This window comes from Peribacillus sp. FSL H8-0477 (assembly GCF_038002765.1).
Lineage (GTDB): Bacteria > Bacillota > Bacilli > Bacillales > DSM-1321 > Peribacillus.
This window is the reverse complement of the sequence record NZ_JBBODE010000002.1, coordinates 144,681-162,313: the sequence shown is the minus strand read 5'-3', so window position 1 is coordinate 162,313 and position 17,633 is coordinate 144,681. Positions and strand designations below refer to the sequence as shown.

The 17,633-nt window shown below is 38.9% G+C and carries 15 protein-coding genes and 1 pseudogene; 5 read left to right on the top strand and 11 right to left on the bottom strand.

Annotation, left to right across the window (positions count from 1 at the left end; all coding sequences use genetic code 11):
* Window positions 1-42: 42 nt before the first annotated feature.
* Together MHI18_RS12605 and MHI18_RS12600 are read left to right on the top strand one after the other, a co-directional pair.
* Complete coding sequence (locus MHI18_RS12605) at window positions 43-207, top strand: CsbD family protein (protein ID WP_081704767.1); 165 nt, start codon at window positions 43-45, stop codon at window positions 205-207.
* A gap of 321 nt (window positions 208-528) precedes the next feature.
* A complete protein-coding gene (locus tag MHI18_RS12600; protein ID WP_340847861.1) occupies window positions 529-1,668 on the top strand; it encodes a PP2C family protein-serine/threonine phosphatase in 1,140 nt (379 codons plus the stop codon).
* 34 nt (window positions 1,669-1,702) lie between these two features.
* On the opposite strand, the gene MHI18_RS12595 is transcribed toward MHI18_RS12600, so the two are convergent.
* From MHI18_RS12595 to MHI18_RS12580, 4 genes are all read right to left on the bottom strand, one after another.
* A complete protein-coding gene (locus tag MHI18_RS12595; RefSeq protein ID WP_340850282.1) occupies window positions 1,703-2,536 on the bottom strand; it encodes a CheR family methyltransferase in 834 nt (277 codons plus the stop codon).
* Window positions 2,537-2,568: 32 nt separating this feature from the next.
* Window positions 2,569-5,376 (bottom strand): ATP-binding protein, encoded by a 2,808-nt coding sequence (locus MHI18_RS12590; protein WP_340847860.1) that lies wholly within the window; start codon window positions 5,374-5,376, stop codon window positions 2,569-2,571.
* Window positions 5,377-5,574: 198 nt separating this feature from the next.
* Entirely contained in the window at window positions 5,575-6,870 is a 1,296-nt protein-coding gene (locus tag MHI18_RS12585) for a hemolysin family protein (RefSeq protein ID WP_340847859.1), read from the bottom strand.
* Window positions 6,871-7,016: 146 nt separating this feature from the next.
* Complete coding sequence (locus MHI18_RS12580) at window positions 7,017-7,409, bottom strand: MerR family transcriptional regulator (RefSeq protein WP_340850281.1); 393 nt, start codon at window positions 7,407-7,409, stop codon at window positions 7,017-7,019.
* Window positions 7,410-7,929: 520 nt separating this feature from the next.
* Here MHI18_RS12580 and MHI18_RS12575 point away from each other — a divergent pair.
* A complete protein-coding gene (locus MHI18_RS12575) occupies window positions 7,930-8,361 on the top strand; it encodes a DUF4395 domain-containing protein (RefSeq protein WP_340847858.1) in 432 nt (143 codons plus the stop codon).
* A gap of 45 nt (window positions 8,362-8,406) precedes the next feature.
* On the opposite strand, the pseudogene MHI18_RS12570 reads toward MHI18_RS12575, so the two are convergent.
* The 6 genes and pseudogenes from MHI18_RS12570 to MHI18_RS12545 all read right to left on the bottom strand — a co-directional run.
* Window positions 8,407-9,240: pseudogene (locus tag MHI18_RS12570) on the bottom strand (IS3 family transposase); the annotation flags it as partial.
* On the bottom strand, window positions 9,234-9,797 hold the full coding sequence (locus MHI18_RS12565) for a helix-turn-helix domain-containing protein (RefSeq protein ID WP_340845507.1): 564 nt from the start codon (window positions 9,795-9,797) through the stop codon (window positions 9,234-9,236). The gene MHI18_RS12565 and the pseudogene MHI18_RS12570, both read right to left, overlap by 7 nt.
* A 67-nt stretch (window positions 9,798-9,864) precedes the next feature.
* Window positions 9,865-11,610 (bottom strand): FTR1 family iron permease, encoded by a 1,746-nt coding sequence (locus tag MHI18_RS12560; RefSeq protein WP_340847857.1) that lies wholly within the window; start codon window positions 11,608-11,610, stop codon window positions 9,865-9,867.
* Between the two features lie 32 nt (window positions 11,611-11,642).
* On the bottom strand, window positions 11,643-12,932 hold the full coding sequence (efeB, locus tag MHI18_RS12555) for an iron uptake transporter deferrochelatase/peroxidase subunit (protein WP_340847856.1): 1,290 nt from the start codon (window positions 12,930-12,932) through the stop codon (window positions 11,643-11,645).
* Window positions 12,933-13,781, bottom strand: coding sequence for an iron uptake system protein EfeO (gene efeO, locus MHI18_RS12550; protein WP_340847854.1), 849 nt, complete (start codon window positions 13,779-13,781; stop codon window positions 12,933-12,935). It lies immediately after the preceding gene.
* 101 nt (window positions 13,782-13,882) lie between these two features.
* Window positions 13,883-14,368, bottom strand: a complete 486-nt coding sequence (locus MHI18_RS12545; protein ID WP_340847851.1) for a MarR family transcriptional regulator — start codon at window positions 14,366-14,368, stop codon at window positions 13,883-13,885.
* Between the two features lie 125 nt (window positions 14,369-14,493).
* On the opposite strand from MHI18_RS12545, the gene MHI18_RS12540 reads away from it, so the two are divergent.
* The gene (locus tag MHI18_RS12540; protein ID WP_340847849.1) at window positions 14,494-16,014 is read left to right on the top strand and encodes an MDR family MFS transporter; all 1,521 of its coding nucleotides are present in this window, start codon (window positions 14,494-14,496) and stop codon (window positions 16,012-16,014) included.
* Between the two features lie 225 nt (window positions 16,015-16,239).
* Window positions 16,240-16,935: an SGNH/GDSL hydrolase family protein gene (locus MHI18_RS12535; protein ID WP_340847848.1), complete on the top strand. Its 696-nt coding sequence runs from the start codon at window positions 16,240-16,242 to the stop codon at window positions 16,933-16,935.
* Window positions 16,936-16,977: 42 nt separating this feature from the next.
* Here MHI18_RS12535 and def read toward each other — a convergent pair whose 3' ends face one another.
* On the bottom strand, window positions 16,978-17,556 hold the full coding sequence (gene def / locus MHI18_RS12530) for a peptide deformylase (protein WP_340847847.1): 579 nt from the start codon (window positions 17,554-17,556) through the stop codon (window positions 16,978-16,980).
* Between the last annotated feature and the right edge of the window lie 77 nt (window positions 17,557-17,633).

Here is a 17,633-nt window from a genome sequence, read left to right as displayed (position 1 = left end):
CCGGGTAAAGAACATTATCACGCTAATGAGGAGGAATTTTATATGAGTGGATTATCTGATAAGGTAAAAGGCACTGTAAATAAAGTTAAAGGCGAGGCCAAAGATCAAGCTGGTAACGCACAGAATGATCCTTCCCTACAAGCAGAAGGAAAAGCAGATAAAGTAAAAGGCAGTATTCAAAAAGGAATTGGAAAATTAAAAGATTAAGGTATTACCATATAAAACCGGCTCCCCCTAGGGAGTCGGTTTTTTTATTTTTAAAAGTTTTATGCTATTTTAGGTTTATTTTTATTTCAGCAGGGTAAATGAAGTGTATATTGGTATTTTTCCTCATGGCTCTTTTGACTTGAGCCATGTTTTTTTATGGTTGCTTATCTTGATTTTTCAACACTCTCTAATTATATTTGTAAACAAAAGTACGTTATAATAAAAGTATTACGCCATTATCTAACAATTAACCTACTTGATTCTATATTCCATAAGAATATATATACGTATTTTTTGTTAAGTTTAAAGGAGAAGCAGAGAATGAAAATTCTAATCGTAGATGACAATCAGGTAAATCTTTTTGTTATAGAAAAAATTTTAAAGCGCGCCGGCTATGAAGATTTCACCTCCCTGACTTCTGCTCAGGAAATGTATGATTATTTAGAGGTAGACGGTCCAAATAAAGAAACATCAGTTGATATTATTCTCCTCGACATTATGATGCCTGATATTGATGGAATTACAGCTTGCAGGAAGCTTCAAAGTATTCCACACTTAAAAGATATCCCAGTCATCTTTGTTACCGCCCTTGAAGATTCTAATAAGGTGGCAGAAGCCTTAGATGTCGGTGGAATTGATTACATATTAAAACCTATTAATAAAGTCGATTTACTCGCAAGAATTCGAGTAGGCCTTCGTCTAAAATACGAGAAAGACTGGCACCGAATGCAAGAAGAAAAAATCCGCAATGAACTTGATTTATCCATGCAAGTACAAAGCAGTCTGTTAAGTGAACCTGTTGCAAATGATCACCTGCTCATTAAGGCGTCATACTTACCTGCGAATAAACTCGCGGGTGATATGTACTACTGGCACCGAATCGATAAAGACCGGTACGCAATTATCCTATTAGATATGATGGGGCACGGAATTACCGCTTCACTCGTATGTATGTTTATTTCTTCTGTATTACGAGATGCGATTCGTACTTATACAGATCCTACAGCCGTTATAACTGAATTAAACCGATGGATGAATCTTCTTAATAAAGAAGATAATGAAGTTCATTATTATTTCACAGCGATTTATATGATCATTGATACCAGCGAAAAAACAGTAGAATATGTGAATGCCGGGCATCCCCCTGGCTTTGCCATGATTGATGATGAAGAAATACATCCTCTATCAACTGGAAGCTGTCCGGTTGGGTTTTTTCCTGAAATGAAAATTGAGAAAGCTACCCTTTCCTACAAAGACAAAATTCAGCTGCTTTTATTTACCGATGGTGTAATGGAAGCCGTTGAAAAGGACGGAATCGATGGTCTTGAACAACTGAAAGCAGTCATTTCAGAGAAATGGCTCGATGGTTCAAACGAAGAGCCAATAAACTTCGTCATGCCCCAAGAACTGCAACTTGAACAACCCGACGATATGTGCGTGGTGTTTATCCAAGCCCATTAAAAAACGAGTATGCCTAAAGGGCATACTCGTTTTTTTATAATTTTTTATAAATCTTTTCTCTACAGTCAAAGTCAGAATACTTGTCAGAGTAATCCATAGTTCTTAGTGTTTCTTTGTTTCCTACTCCTAGGAATCCACCTTTACATAAACTATCATAAAATAGTTGATTAACGCTTTCTTGCAATTCACTGTTGAAATAAATCATCACATTCCGGCACATAATCACGTGAAATTCATTAAATGAACCGTCTGTAACAAGATTATGTTGAAAAAAGGTGATGTTCTTCAGCAATGGTGGATTCAAATAGGCAAATTGGTAATCCGTACTATAGTATTCAGAAAAAGCCTGACTACCGCCGGACTGCAGGTAATTCTTCGTATAGGACTGCATTCTATTCAATGGAAGAATACCTTTTCCAGCTTGTTCGAGAACTCGTTCATTCATATCGGTTGCGTAAATCTTCGACCGATCATAAAGACCTTCTTCCTCGAGAAGAATAGCCATCGAAAAGGCTTCTTCTCCTGTTGAACAACCAGCATGCCATATCCTGATTTCAGGAAGTTCTCGAAGAAGTGGAATAACTTTAGTCCGAAACGATTTGAAGAAATCTGGATCCCGAAACATTTCCGTAACATTTATCGAAAAGTCACTAATCAACTTCTCAACAAACCCTTTATCATACAATACTTTTTCTATCATACCGCTAATCGTACGGACTCGGTCCAGCCTCATACGATTATCAATACGCCTTTTAATCGAAGACCTCATATACTGGTTAAAATCAAAACCAGAAACCCGATAAACGGCTTGAAGCAATAAGTCTATCTCCAGTTCTTCCCGTTCTTCTTGGCTCAATTGGTCCTTCATGAACGTACCGCCTGCCTTTTCTATTTCCCCTGTTAATTCGTCAGCCATACTCGTAATACAGAAAGCAGCTGATCCATTTTCAATGGTTTACTTACATAATCCGATGCCCCGGCCTTCAAGCATTTCTCTCGATCGCCTTTCATCGCTTTTGCTGTCAAAGCAATAATCGGCAATTCTTCATAGATCCCTTCACTCCGTATACGACGCATGGTTTCATATCCATCCATCTCAGGCATCATAATATCCATTAATATTGCGTCAATACTATAACCATTTTTCAGGATTTCCAAACATTCCATCCCATTCTCAGCAGTAATGATTTCCATACCTTCACGCTCTAAGGCATACTTTAATGCATAAATATTCCGGTGATCGTCGTCTACAACTAGCACCTTTTTATTTTTAAATAGGTTAGTCGTGTTAGTATCCTCGAATACTGCATTATCTTCGTCACTGATATTAATCTGAATTTCAACATTCGTTTCAGCAGTTGGAACAGCGGTTCCCGCAGCTACTTCCTCTATTTGTGCAGCAGTATTGTTTTCACTGTTTACACCTTCTGGAAGGCTCGGAATAAATAACGTAAATTCACTGCCTCGACCTTCTTCGCTATCTACAATTACCCAACCGCCAAGAAGTTTTGCAAATTCTCGACATATCGAAAGACCAAGTCCCGTACCACCGTATTTTCTCATAGTAGCGCCATTTACCTGCTGGAAGGATTCAAAAATTTGTTCTTGTTTTTCTTTTGGAATACCAATCCCAGTATCGGTTACTTTAATTTCAACCCAGTTATTTGCCCCACTCGTATTGATGAACTGTGCAACTTGTTCTTCTTCAGCAAGCTTAATGTGTACAGAAACAGATCCTTTTTCAGTGAATTTAATTGCATTTGAAAGCAGGTTCTTTAAAATCTGTTGGAAACGCTGTTGGTCAGTAAAGAAGATATCTGGTACATTTTTATCTTTTTTCACAGTAAAGTCTAAACCTTTTTTAGCTGCCACGTGCTCAAAATTACGTACTAACGAGTCAGGCAGCTCACTAAGGTTGGTTTCTTCAAACACAACATCCAGTTTCCCAACCTCAACTTTGGATAAATCCAAAATATCATTTATTAACGACAGAAGATCCTGACCTGATGTGTTAATCACGCGGGCGAATTCCTGTTGTTCACTTGAAAGCCCCGTCTCAGTCTGATCAGATAACATTTCAGATAGGATAAGGATACTATTCAAGGGTGTACGTAATTCATGCGACATATTTGCCAGGAATTCAGATTTATATTTAGAACTTAACTTAAGCTCTTCTGCTTGTGCTTCTAAGCTTACTTTCACTCGTTGTAGTTCCTTAGATTTCTCTTCAGTATCACGGTTACGTTCTTCAAGCTGTTCGTTAATCATGCGTAACTCTTCAGCTTGTGTCTGGAGTTCTTCGGATTGTGCCTGCATTTCTTCTGATTGTGCTTGCAGCTCTTCTGACTGAGCCTGTAATTCCTCTGTTTGAGCCTGTGATTCCTTCAATAGACGTTCAATTTCCATTCGTCCTTGAACACTATTGATTGTAATCCCCAATGTTTCTACAACTCTACCTAATAAAGTTTGTTGTTGTTCAGTAAATGGCTCTAAACTTCCAAGCTCGATGACAGCAATCACTTCATCTTCAAAAATAACTGGCGTAATAAATATACTTTTAGGCTTTGCTTCACCTAATCCCGTTGTCACCACTTTAAAATCATCTGGTACATCATTAATAATCTGCGAGCGCTTCTCCAGAATACATTGTCCAATGAGACCTTCACCCGGCTTGAATTCCACCCGACCTGCTTCTTCCCCATTTCCTGCAAATGAAGCAAGTTTAACAAAGGTTGTATATTCACCTTGACCACGTTTAACATAAAACGCACCCAATGAGGCTCCCATCATAGGGGTAAGACGCGTAATGAATCGATGACCCAGAGCTTCCATATCCACAATTCTTTGATACATCGTGGCCATATCAGCAAGTCTCGTTTGAACCCAATTTTGATTGCTGATCTTGCTTGTAAATTCTTTTTCTTTTTTATTATATGTTTCCAGAGAACCTGCCATCTCATTAAATGACTCAGCAATTTCACCGATTTCATCATCTGTTTGAACAGAAATCCTTGGTAAGTTCGATAAATTTTTAAAGTCAATTTGCTTAATAACTTCCGTAATAGACTGTAAGTTATTCGATGTACTCTTTATCATCCAAATCACCGTTGCTGCGATGACTATAATACTTAAACTAACCGCAATAATAATAAAATTTATCAAATCATTGTATGTGGTTGTGGCATCACTCAGTGCATTATTCATTAAGGTTTCCTGATAATCTTTGAAGTCTTCAATACTCTCCATGACTTTCAGACGCTTACTGCTTTGATCTGCCATCAATCCTGTCAATGAACCTGCAGAATTAGACTCCTTAACACTTTGCACAATATCTTCTTCAGTCATACGGTAAGAGGCATAATCAGTTTCTACCTGTTTAAGGAGCTGTTCCGCTTTCACCGTATTTAAAATACTTGATAGCTCAGCAATCTTTGCATTAATTTCTTTATGATTTTCTTCTACAATTTCAACACTAGCCATTGCTTCCTTTTTATTGGCTTCATTCACCGCAAAGAGTACTTCTCGATCCGAACGTGAAAAAAGCTGACGGATTTCCATCGTACTTTGCGCCTTATAATACCGATCTTCTACAATTTCAGTCATATCGCTTTTTATACTATTTAGCATAAAGATAATGCCAGTAAGCAACACCGCTAAAAAAAGCAAGATTAATCCGAAGCCTATTAGCTGTTTCTTTTTAAAACTCATCTTATCTCCTGCTTCCTATTAGTAAAATTTCAATCTATGATTTCAACCGAAGTATAGATAGTCATGGATATTCCTATTTTAACATTATTACAGTAAGAACAGTAGTACTAAACGAGGCAGATTATTGGTAATGATCCATTCTTACTATACACTTTAACCCAAAAGAAAAACCGGAAGCTCTTGCCTCCGGTCAACTACTTATAGCTTATTAGCCTCTATATATAAAACATGGTGGCCATCCATTTCTTTAACAGTAAATTCATACCCTTCATATTCCACTTTATCACCAATTGCTACGTCATATCTTCCTGTCAATATCCATCCACCGAGTGTATCGATATCTTCTTCTGGAAGCTGAATGCCGAGCATATCACTTACATCTTGTATAAGCATTTTGGCGTCAAACAGATAATGGTTTTCTTTAATCTTTTGAATAAGCGGGCGCTCATCTTGGTCGAACTCGTCTCTGATTTCCCCTACGATTTCCTCCAAAATATCTTCAACCGTTACTAACCCGGCTGTTCCGCCATACTCATCAGTTAAAATAGCCATATGAATCCGTTCTTTTTGCATCTTCAATAATAAATCATGAATTGGAATCGTCTCAAGGACACGAATAACTGGCGCAATAAAATTATCAATTTGCAGTTCGGCAACGTGCTCTTCTGTGATGGTTGCTGTATACAGACGTTTAATGTTAACCATTCCGATGACATTGTCCTTGTCACCTTCAATAACAGGATAGCGGGTAAATTGCTCCTGCTGAACAATTTCAATGACATCCAATAGTGACGTACCTTTTTCAATAGCCACCACTTCTGTACGGGGTACCATGATTTCATTTGCATTACGATTATCAAATTCAAAAATTTTATTTACATATTTGTACTCAGATTGATTAATTTCACCGCTTTTATAGCTTTCTGACAAGATAATCCGAAGCTCTTCTTCAGAATGTGCTGATTCTTGTTCAGAGGCCGACTTTATTCCGAACATTCCTGTTAAAATACGCGCTGAACCATTCAGCACCCAAATGAACGGAAACATGATACGGTAAAACCAAATTAATGGTTTTGAAAACAGCAGCGTTATTTGTTCAGCTTTCTGGATAGCCACTGTTTTTGGTGCTAATTCACCAATAACAACATGAAGGAAAGTAACCGAAGCAAAAGCAATAACGAAAGAAAGAATACCGGTTAGTGATTCATCCATATGGAACTTCTCAAACAACGGGTGTAAAATGAGTTCTACAGTAGGTTCCCCTAACCACCCGAGTCCAAGTGCTGTCACAGTAATCCCTAACTGACAAGCTGACAAATATTCGTCGAGATGTCCAATTACACGTTTTGCAGCAATGGCTGCCGTGTTGCCTTCTTCAATTAGCTGATTAATACGGGATGTTCTTACTTTCACAATCGCAAATTCTGATGCGACAAAAAATGCTGTTAATGCTATTAATAAAGCAACTGCTAATAATTTTATCGTAATTTCCAATGTGTATGGGTTAACCAACTTCATCCCCTCCGCATCTAGCTTCGGAAGAAAAGCTGGTTATCTCCCAAGCACCTCCTACATAATGTTTGTATGGGTCACTTAGTTAAGTTGTAATTCATATCATTAACATTTCCAAAAAAACCTGCTTATACTAAAAATAGAGCTGTTAATGATTGTATTAATGTGACGCTTTCATGGGACACAGGTTGATTTAACATGGGTTTATTGTGTTTATTTTTCTCAAGAAAAGAAATGACTTCTTTTAGTTCTTGGTTTATATGAGTCAGCTTACAGGTAAGCTCTTGTCTTGCTTGTTCAACGTCAGTTTCTTCTTGTTCTTTTTTTAGCAAAAATACTTTTATTTCTTCAAGCGTATATTTATTACGTTTATATTCCACAATCAGCCGCAAACGTTCAAGCTCATCTTCTGTATAGTAGCGGTAATTAGATGAGGACCGCCTTGCTTGTAACAATCCAAGATTGGTGTAGTAATCAACAGTTCGTTTCGTAACATTGGCTAGTTGTGCTAGTTCACCTATTTTCAGATTATCGATCCCAATTTAATTTCCCCCTAACTATAACGTGATGGTTTGCAGAGTTTTAATAAAAAAAATACTTCCTATACTATCTTACATTATATTCACGATTTTGAATAAGAATATCTACTATTTTCGTAACGTTTTTGTAAAAAGTAAGAAGAAACGAAAAAAGCCAACCGTTTTCCTCGGGAAAACAATCGACCTTTGAACAATCTTTAGAGATCAGCAATCTTTACTTCTTGCTTTTAGCAGTATGATGTCCAGTCAGAATCTTCGGACCACATTGACATAATACCGAGTGTTTTAATTTCTTTATTGGTGTTCCGCATGTATCGCAAATTTTCACTGCCATCATACTTCCTCCTTCAGATTTATACTCTTCAACTAGTTATTTATATAGTATCTTACTTTAAAACAATAATCAATACTTATTTAGAATTATTATAATTTAAACAAAGACATTTCCAAAACAACCTGTATCGTGCTTTAATAGATAAAACACACTTGAAAGGTTGGGTTTATGATAAACACTCCTATCCGTACGGTACCTCGGCCTCTGGTGAGAACCAATCAATGGTTTATTTTCTTAAGTGTTGTGATCACTTGGATATCAGGTCAAGAGTGGATTTTAGCTGTGCCGTTACTCTTTGGCATGCTTGGTTTACTTGTTAATTTTAATCCTATAATGAGATTCGCAAAGCTGTTTCTGAAGAAGAATCCTTCTGATTATATCCCAGAAGAGCATGCACAACAGCAATTTAATCAAGGTATTGCTGTCGTCTTTCTGGGGTTGGGATTACTCAGTTTTCTTATGAACTGGAATTCAGCAGGGTATGTGTTTACATGCATGGTTGCATTAGCCTCATTTATTGCCATCCTCGGTTTCTGTATTGGCTGTTTTATCCGTTTTCAATGGCAGCAGTATCGCTACCGGCGTTCGTTAAAGGCATAAAAAAAGTTCCCTTTTGATGTGACCCCTAAAAGTTAGAGTTTTATATTACGCAGCCAATTGGTTGGTTTGAAGACGGTATTGTACCGGACTCATTCCAGCCAATTTCTGTTTAATGCGTTGGTTATTATAATAATAAATGTAGGACTCGATAGTCCGTTTCAGTTCCTCGTACGTGCGAAGTGGTTCACCATAATACATTTCTTGCTTTAATAATCCGAAGAAGTTCTCCATAGGCGAGTTATCTAAGCAGTTTCCCTTTCGGGACATGCTTTGGAACACGTTATGTTTTTTCAATGTATGGACCCATTTTCTATGCTGATAATGCCAGCCTTGATCTGAATGGATGGTCGTTCGGTATCTTGCCTCTTTTACTACTCGAAGAGTTTCCTTCAAAGGCTCTAGTACAAAGTCCAGTGTCGGATGCATACTCATCCCATATGAAAGAATTTCACCATTATACATATCCAAAATCGGACTGAGGTAGAGTTTACCTCCATCCGCACACTTGAATTCTGTGATGTCGGTGGTGAGTTTTTGATAGGGAATAGGGGTCTTAAACCGGCGATGGATTCTGTTCTTCGCTACCGTGCCAATTGTTCCTTTGTACGAACTAAATCGACGTGATTTACGGGTGAACTTATCCCCTTTCAATCCAAGCTTTCTCATGATGCGTAGTACTTTCTTATGATTCACTAGGAGTCCCTGGTTCTTTAACGCTAAACGAATCCTGCGATACCCATAGTTGCCATTATGCTCTTCAAAAATAGCTTGAATGATTTCTTCTACTTCTTGATGAGGGTTTTCTTGCTTCATTTTTTTCACATGGTAATGATAAGAAGATTCGGGAATACCTATGAACTGAAGTACATCCTTCAGTCGGAATTCTTCTTTGAGTTCGTATGATAGCGCTGCTTGTGCTTTTCGAGATAACCGTCCGGATCCATCTGAAAAGCGCGCAACTTTTTTAGGTACTCGTTCTCCAAACGCAGAAGTTCATTTTCCCTTTTGAGTTTCTGTTCAACGGTCATCTCTTTTACAGGCTGTTTTCTTCTTTGATTGTTCTTCGCTTTGTCTGACATGGCTGGCCGTCCTTTCGGTTTAAGTAGGCCTTCCACACCACTCTCAAGGAGTTTTCCTTTCCACGAAGCAATCAAAGGTGGATTGGTCAACCCGAAGTGAAGAGCCGTTTCAGTGTAAGAAGCGCCTGTCCTTTTCATAAAGCTTAGTACATCAAGCTTGAATTGAACAGAGTAAAATTCATTGGTTTTCTTTCTAGAAAGTCCAACTGCGCCTTGGTTCTTGTATATATTTACCCAATTTCTTAATTGCGTAGGTGATTTTATCTCGTATTTACGAACAAGTAGTTTGAAGCCAAGTGGACCATTAAGATACTCTCTCACAATCATCAACTTAAACTCATCGCTATATTTAGCCATACTAAAACACCCCAAAAGTTAGATTATGACTCTAACTTTTGGGGTGCACTTCATTTGGGAACTTTTTTTATGCTGTTTGATTCCGTTTTTTTATCGTAATTCCCGTAAAGAGAATAATAAGTAGTAAAACAAGCTGTGGTATAAGCGTTTCTACTGTTGGATAAAGCCCAATCCAATCGATAAATGGGAAGGAATGAAGTGTATGTATCGAGATCGTCTTTGATACTTGTAGTGCATGAACACTCACACCCAGTATTTTAAATGCTAATAAATAGATAAAGACGGTCGCTGCTTTAAAGAATACACTGATGGGAATTTTCACACTATATCTCATGATTAATACCCCCGCCACAATTAAAATGACTAAGGCAAGGACAATTCCAGTCAGCAGCTGCTTCATACTCATATAAGGTGACATGCCAGCATAGAAAATGATGGTCTCTGCTCCTTCACGGAATATGGACAAAAAGCTGACCATAGCAAAAGATATAACACTTCCAGTAGTAATAGCTTGAGTCATCTGTTTGTTTATATAGCGATTCCACGCTTTCACATTTGCTTTACTATGAAGCCATGCTCCAACGCTGACCATCATCACAACAGCCGCAATGCCTGTGATCCCTTCGATGTATTCTCGACTGGATGCCGCGGTTATTCTTGAAAAGACAATATTTATAATAATGGCTAATATCGCACTGGCTAGTAAACCAGCAGCTACCCCGACCCAAATCCATTTTTGTTTATCTCCCTGGTTCACTTTTTTCAAAAAGGCTAGCAGCGTAGCTACAATCAGCAAGGCTTCAAGACCTTCGCGAAGGAGAATTAAGGCGGCATCCCACGTTGAATAGCTCGTCTCTGAGATAAGAGGCAGCAGCCTTTCATGTAAGTCCTCAATAATAGTCTGAGCTTCTTCCGCTTTAACTTTTTCGGATTCCAGCAGACTGATAGCCGTTGGCACCTTTGTTTCCATATCACTGTAAAGCTTACTGTCTCGAGTTGATACATCCCCCTCGACCATTGGCCAAATAGTTAAAATTTCATTTAACTTCTCAATCGTTGTAGAGTACTCACCGCTTTTCAGTGCTTGTCCGCTCGCTTGTAACAGATCGGTTACATCCGATAATGTGAAGCTGTCAGCCTCGGCCTTTTTCACATTTCCAGACAGAAAGTTATCTATAGATGTCCTTAAATGATCTAGATTATTGACTGCCTTATCCTGATCTGCCGGTTCTTGCGTAATGCTGATCCGGACGAAGGCCATATATTTTTCAATTTCGCCGTATGAAACGACACTTTTCTCACGAACAATGCTCTCCACTTCTTTATTCCAGAAATTCAAGAGAACTTGATATTTCTTTTTTGCTTTTTCATAGTCCTGATCTGCGATTGATCGATCCAATTCAGTAATAAATGGTAGCAGCTGCTTTACAGTATCTGTATGTTTGCTTGTATCCACTGGATTTTGTTCTAGATCGTACGCTATGACCGCACTTGAAAGAGCTGATAATATTGGTTTGAGATTCTGAGTATCTTCTTCCTTTTCTAGTGCCTGTTTAACTGCAAGCAGCTGTTGATCCACAACCTCAGCCAGCTCGCTGTCTTTTCGCGTGCTTTGCCATTCCTTTTCAAACTCATTCATGTTGCTGACGATTATCTCTTTTTCCCCATTTTTAGCTTTCATTAAGCTGTCACCGATATAAATAAATAGCTCATCATGATTATCTTCGGCCTGTGCGACCAGCGGAATCGCCGAAAAAACCATCCCAATGATGAACATGAATCCAAGATACTGTTTCCACTTACTTACTAACATGCTTCCCACGCACTCCTTTAAAAGAAGACACTTTAATTAAAAAGTGTCTCTCCGATATATCCGCCTTTTTTTACTCCAGGTAAACACGCAAAAAGAGCGCTGCCTCGGTGGATGATATATTCATTTAATTTGTCAAGACCCGCCAGTCTCTGCTGCATCGGAATGAATTGCTTGCTTGGGGTTCTTTGAAAGGCTATAAATAATAACCCTGCATCAATACTCCCTGTTTTTGGATCCATTCCACCCGCATACGAATATGAGCGCCTTAATAGTTGCTGCGTACCATCACCACGGGCTAGCCGCATATGAGCTGTCTCTGGAATAACAAACTTTCCATTCTCATCTTTTTCTTCTAAATCTGGTTCATCAAATTCTTGTTCCTTGCCGAGCGGCGCTCCACTCATTCGCTTACGGCCAAAGGTTTCTTCCTGATCCTTTAATGTTGTTCGATCCCATACCTCAATGTACATTTGAATACGTCGAACCACCATGTAACTTCCGCCCACAAGCCAATTCGGACCATCACCCGGCTGAACCCACACTTGTTTCAAATCCTCTTTACCATCTGGATTAACCGTTCCATCTTTAAACCCGAATAAGTTACGGGGGGTTTCTTTAATATTCCCAGCATGTTTGGTACGTTGGAACCCAGTCTGTGCCCAGTGAATGATTAATTTCCCTCTAGCAATCCGGACTAAATTTCTTACAGCGTGAAAAGCAACCTGTGGATCATCAGCACAAGCCTGTATGCAGATGTCGCCGCCGCACCATGTTTCATCTAATGCATCAAATGAAAACTTCGGTAATTCTTTGAGCTCCTTAGGCTGTTTGGAACGTAGACCGAATCGATCTTGGCCGTCTTTAACAAAAAGGGAGGGACCTACGCCAAATGTTATTGTTAAGTTAGCTGGAGACAGCCCCTCAGCTTCTCCAGTATCCTTAGGGGGTAAGAATCCATTAGATGATAAATCACCCACTGGTTTTCCATCCATAAGGTTCGCCGCTGCCACTGTCCAGTCCTTAAAAAGCTTAATTAGTTCCGTTTTATCGGTAGTCGTAACCTCGAGAGACGCGAAATACAAGTTATCCTGCATGGCAGTTACGATACCTGCCTGATGCGCGCCGTATAAAGGAACTGTATCTTTCTTCTTATTCCCTTCTGGCGCAGCTGCAGTAGAAAGAGACATCACGCCTCCTATTCCGGCAGCGCCAATCAGTACGCCGACTCCCCCGATTCCCGCTGTTTTAAGCATATCCCGTCTGGTTACTTTTTTTGACAAAAGAGATGCTGATTCATTTTCAGATATAGATGAATCACTCACTTAAGATTCCTCCGTTACAATTCCGATCTGAGAAAGAGGTTCAGCAAGAGCATCAATCGACTGACTTAACTCTTTAATTTCTTGCTTATCCAATTTATCATACAGGGTATAATCTTCCCCTTGCTTCTGTTCGTTTAATAGATTGTAAACGGCAGCAAATTGAGTATCAATCTCCGTCACTAACGCTTCGTCTTTTTCTTTAAGAGCTGGAGTTAATATAGAAAAGATTTTTTCTGCTCCTTGAACATTTGCAGCAAAATCATATAAATCTGTATGAGAATAGCGATCTTCTTCCCCCGTTACTTTTGAGGTTGACACTTCATTTAAAAGATCCACTGCACCCGTTATTAATAATTCAGGTGTTACTTCGACCGTTTCAACCTTTGCACGAAGCAAGTTAACGTCTTTCATTAACTGTTCAGCATATCCTTCATACCCTTTAGTTGTGTTTTCTTCCCATAAGCCTTGCTCAATACGGTGATAACCGCCCCAGTCTTTTTCATCCACATCACCATCACGTGCATCAATTTTCGGATCAAGATCACCGAATACCTCAGCTATTGGCTCAGCCCGTTCATAATGCATTCTTGCAGGTGCATATAATTCCTTTGCCTTCTCAATATCTCCTGAGATAACGGCATTTGTAAATGCTTCTGTTTCTTTTACAAACTCCTCAATCTCAAGAATGGCATAGTCTCTATATTCAGTTGAAACTTTATCTAAATTGCTTGTTGATCCCACTGTTTTCTCCGATTTATCTGCAGCAGGCGTTGCTTCTTCTTTTTGTCCACACCCAAATAATAAACTCGTAGACAATAGAACGGCCATAGTGGATTTAATTGTATTCATACCCCAAAACTCCCTTGTCATTTATTCCCGCATTAATTTCCTTTATCATTCTAACAGATATTGATAATCATTTTCAATTAAAATTTTTTTAAGACTTTTTCCTATATGCCTCCATCCCTTTCTACTGTTAATTTTTCAAGTTCTTCTTCCATGATCATCGTGATATTACGGGTAAATGTAAGAATTAAATCCATTTCTTTTTCGTCATAATCCACACACAGTTCTTTCGTAGCCTGTGCCAGCGTTTGATAATGTTCCAAGATTTCTTGATGACGTTTTAAAACAGGCGCAATAACAACTCTGCGCCCATCATTAGGGTCCTTTTTACGCGTAACAATGCCTGCCTTTTCCAGGCGATCGATTAGGGCGGTTACTGCACCTGTGCTTAAGCCGGTAATTCTCGCAAGCTCACCCGCTGTGATGGGGCCGGTTTCATTTAAGATATCTGCGGTCTTAAGATCAGTAGGAAAAACTCCAAGTTTTAAGGCCATATTTTGTTGAAACAGAACAGATCTCATTCCGTACTTTCTCAGTTGTTGTGTCAAACTCTCTATCTGGTCCGTTTTTCTGCTGTTATCTCTTGACATTAGCTTGTCCCTCCAACTAAACTTGAACTTATCTTGATGATCAAGATATATTTTTTTACTCATTCTAACGTATACATTTCACTAAGCACAAAAGCAAGTAATGCCTAACTAAGGAGGAGAGCCTTTTGCTAGCTGAAAAAAATAATAAGCAATCATTCATTGTCGCCGGTCTATTACTGGGGATTTTCATGGCATCTATGGACAATACCATTGTCTCTACAGCTATGGGTACTATCGTATCTGATTTAGGTGATTTTGATAAATTTGTCTGGGTTACATCTGCCTACCTTGTCGCAACGATGGCTGGAATGCCCATTTTCGGAAAACTATCTGATATGTACGGAAGGAAACGTTTCTTTGTTTTTGGTCTAGTCATGTTTTTAATCGGATCTTCCTTATGCGGACTAGCTCAGTCTATGACGCAGCTCAGTATTTTTCGGGCGATTCAAGGTATCGGCGGCGGCGCATTGATGCCAATTGCGTTTACCATTGTATTTGATATCTTCCCAGCTAATAAACGCGGAAAAATGACTGCTCTTCTGGGTGCCGTCTTTGGTATTTCAAGCGTTCTTGGCCCTTTATTGGGTGCTTTTATTACTGAAACCCTAAGCTGGCATTGGATCTTTTATGTGAATGTACCTATTGGTCTTGTTTCATTATTCTTTATTGTTTCTTATTATAAAGAATCTTCTTCACATAAAGAACAAAAAATTGATTGGGGCGGTGCGGCTACCCTTGTTATTGCGGTTGTCAGCTTAATGTTTGCGCTGGAGTTAGGCGGACAATATGGTTGGAGCTCTACTCCAATTATCTCCCTGTTTGCAAGTTTTGCTCTGTTTTTCATCCTTTTCTTCTATTTTGAAAGAAGAGCAAGTGATCCAATCATATCGTTTTGGATGTTTAAAAAACGACTATTCGCTACCTCACAAATCCTTGCGATTATTTATGGTGCAACATTTATTATACTGACCGTATATATTCCAATCTTTGTTCAAGCTGTTTATGGCGGTTCTGCTACAAATGCAGGCTTAATCTTAATGCCAATGATGCTTGGAAGCGTTCTAGGCAGCGCCGGCGGAGGGATATTCCAAACGAAAACAAGCTTCCGCACCCTTATGATCGTATCGGTCTTTTCATTCTTTGCAGGAATGCTCTTGCTTGGCACATTAACGCCTGATACTAGCAGAACACTGCTGACGATTTATATGATCATTGTCGGATTTGGCGTTGGTTTCTCCTTTTCACTGTTACCGACTGCCTCCATCCACAAACTTGATCCGCGTTATCGCGGCTCAGCTAACTCGACCAACTCGTTCCTGCGTTCTTTCGGAATGACGCTTGGAATCACCATTTTTGGAGCTATTCAGACGAATTCATTTGCTAATAAAATGGCGGAATCATTCAAAGGAATGGGTGGTCAGGGAGCAGCTATGAATTTCGACGATCCGCGCCAGCTGTTCCAATCCGATACACGCTCTCAAATTCCACCTGAGATACTCGATAAAATTGTTAATGCTTTGTCGGATTCCATAACGTTAACGTTCTTGCTCGCTTTAATTCCAATTGGTATAGCAATCATCACCGTCTTCTTCATGGGTAATGCCCGTGTTGAAGCAGAACCTAAGATTGAACAACATACTAATTAACCTAAACAGCCCTCTTATTAGAGGGTTGTTTTTTTTCGCCGAATCGCGGGTATAGAAGCTTTAAAAACGAAGCCTCTGCACGGGGTTATCTCCGTCAGGAATACTTAGCATGCTTTTAAAAAAAGTTCACCAATTCTCAACATTTAGGAAGTCATATCCATTGTCGAATCTATGAATTGCTACTAAACTAGAAGGAGAGTTAGGAACGGATAGGAGAGAAACCAATTGAAGATTATTTGTTTTGGTGACAGTCTAACTAGAGGTATATCCATTGTAAAAGGCAGACTGAGAATTATTAAGCAAAACTACCCAAATATATTAGCGAATCTTGTTGAATCATTTCCCTCTATAGAAGTAATTAATAAAGGTGTATTTAATGATAATTCAGACCTTCTGATGAATCGTATTGATAAAGATGTTATAGCTGAAAAGCCTGATGCGGTATTAATTAATGTCGGGGGTAATGATTGTAATTTTAAATGGGATGAAGTGGCTGCTCTGCCAGACGGAGAACATGAACCAATCGTTCCAATTGAACGTTATGTAGAGAACCTGACTGCGATTATTTCTGAATTTCAGGATAAACATATTACTCCGTTTTTACTTACACTTCCACCTCTCGATCCTGCCCGGTATTATCGGTCAATTTGCACACAATTTGGTCCATCCATCGCCCACTGGGTTTCAAGCGTTGGCGGGATAGAACATTGGCACGGGATGTATAATCGCCGATTAAAACAATTAGCAGTGGAAATGAATGTAACACTGATAGATGTCCGTACGTACTTGAAGGAAGCAGGTAATCTCAATCAATTAATATCAGATGACGGCATACATCTTACATCTGAAGGATATATGGAAATGAGCAGAGCAATCTTTCAAGATTTGAACATTCATTACCGTGTATCTGAAACTTTTTAAACAAACAGACACCCTGTCATACAGGGTGTCTGTTTGTTTACATTATAAACTGTTTATATCAACATTCTCGGGGAGCTTAAACGGATTGTCCTGGTTAATTCGATCATAGAACATGATACCGTTCAAGTGATCCATCTCATGCTGGAAAACAATTGCTGGGAATTTTTTAAAACGTATCGTGAATTCCTTACCCTCAATATCTATTGCCTTCACCTTGACCCGCTCATATCTTGGTACAAATCCTACGATTTCACGGTCTACTGACAAGCATCCTTCGCTTTGCGGCAGATAAATCATTGAAGTTGACGTACTTATAACCTTTGGATTAATCATTGTGTATTCATGCAAAACTCCTTTTTCATCCGTAAAGTAAACCACAAACATCCGCTTATTCAACCCGATTTGATTAGCTGAAAGCCCCACACCTGCACGTAGTCCATACTTTTTAGAAATAACAGGATCCTGGCTGTTTTTTAAGAATTGCATCATACAATTCAACGTGTCTTTGTCCTCTTTTGATAATGGAAGCTCAACCTCTTCCGTTACTTGGCGAAGACTAGGACTGCCTTCCTTCACAATATCTTTCATCGTTATCATATAATCGCTGGTGAATTTACTCAATTTAGTATTCAACTGCCTTCATTTTGTTATTTTTTCATATCTTAAAGCCTTGTATTATTATGATTATATTTTATCAT

Excerpts from the sequence above, each read along its gene's own strand:
- MHI18_RS12605 (WP_081704767.1), top strand. The coding sequence starts at position 43 with ATGAGTGGATTATCTGATAAGGTAAAAGGCACTGTAAATAAAGTTAAA.
- MHI18_RS12600 (WP_340847861.1), top strand. The coding sequence starts at position 529 with ATGAAAATTCTAATCGTAGATGACAATCAGGTAAATCTTTTTGTTATA.
- MHI18_RS12595 (WP_340850282.1), bottom strand. The coding sequence starts at position 2,536 with ATGAAGGACCAATTGAGCCAAGAAGAACGGGAAGAACTGGAGATAGAC.
- MHI18_RS12590 (WP_340847860.1), bottom strand. The coding sequence starts at position 5,376 with ATGAGTTTTAAAAAGAAACAGCTAATAGGCTTCGGATTAATCTTGCTT.
- MHI18_RS12575 (WP_340847858.1), top strand. The coding sequence starts at position 7,930 with ATGATAAACACTCCTATCCGTACGGTACCTCGGCCTCTGGTGAGAACC.
- MHI18_RS12565 (WP_340845507.1), bottom strand. The coding sequence starts at position 9,797 with ATGGCTAAATATAGCGATGAGTTTAAGTTGATGATTGTGAGAGAGTAT.
- MHI18_RS12560 (WP_340847857.1), bottom strand. The coding sequence starts at position 11,610 with ATGTTAGTAAGTAAGTGGAAACAGTATCTTGGATTCATGTTCATCATT.
- efeO (WP_340847854.1), bottom strand. The coding sequence starts at position 13,781 with ATGAATACAATTAAATCCACTATGGCCGTTCTATTGTCTACGAGTTTA.
- MHI18_RS12545 (WP_340847851.1), bottom strand. The coding sequence starts at position 14,368 with ATGTCAAGAGATAACAGCAGAAAAACGGACCAGATAGAGAGTTTGACA.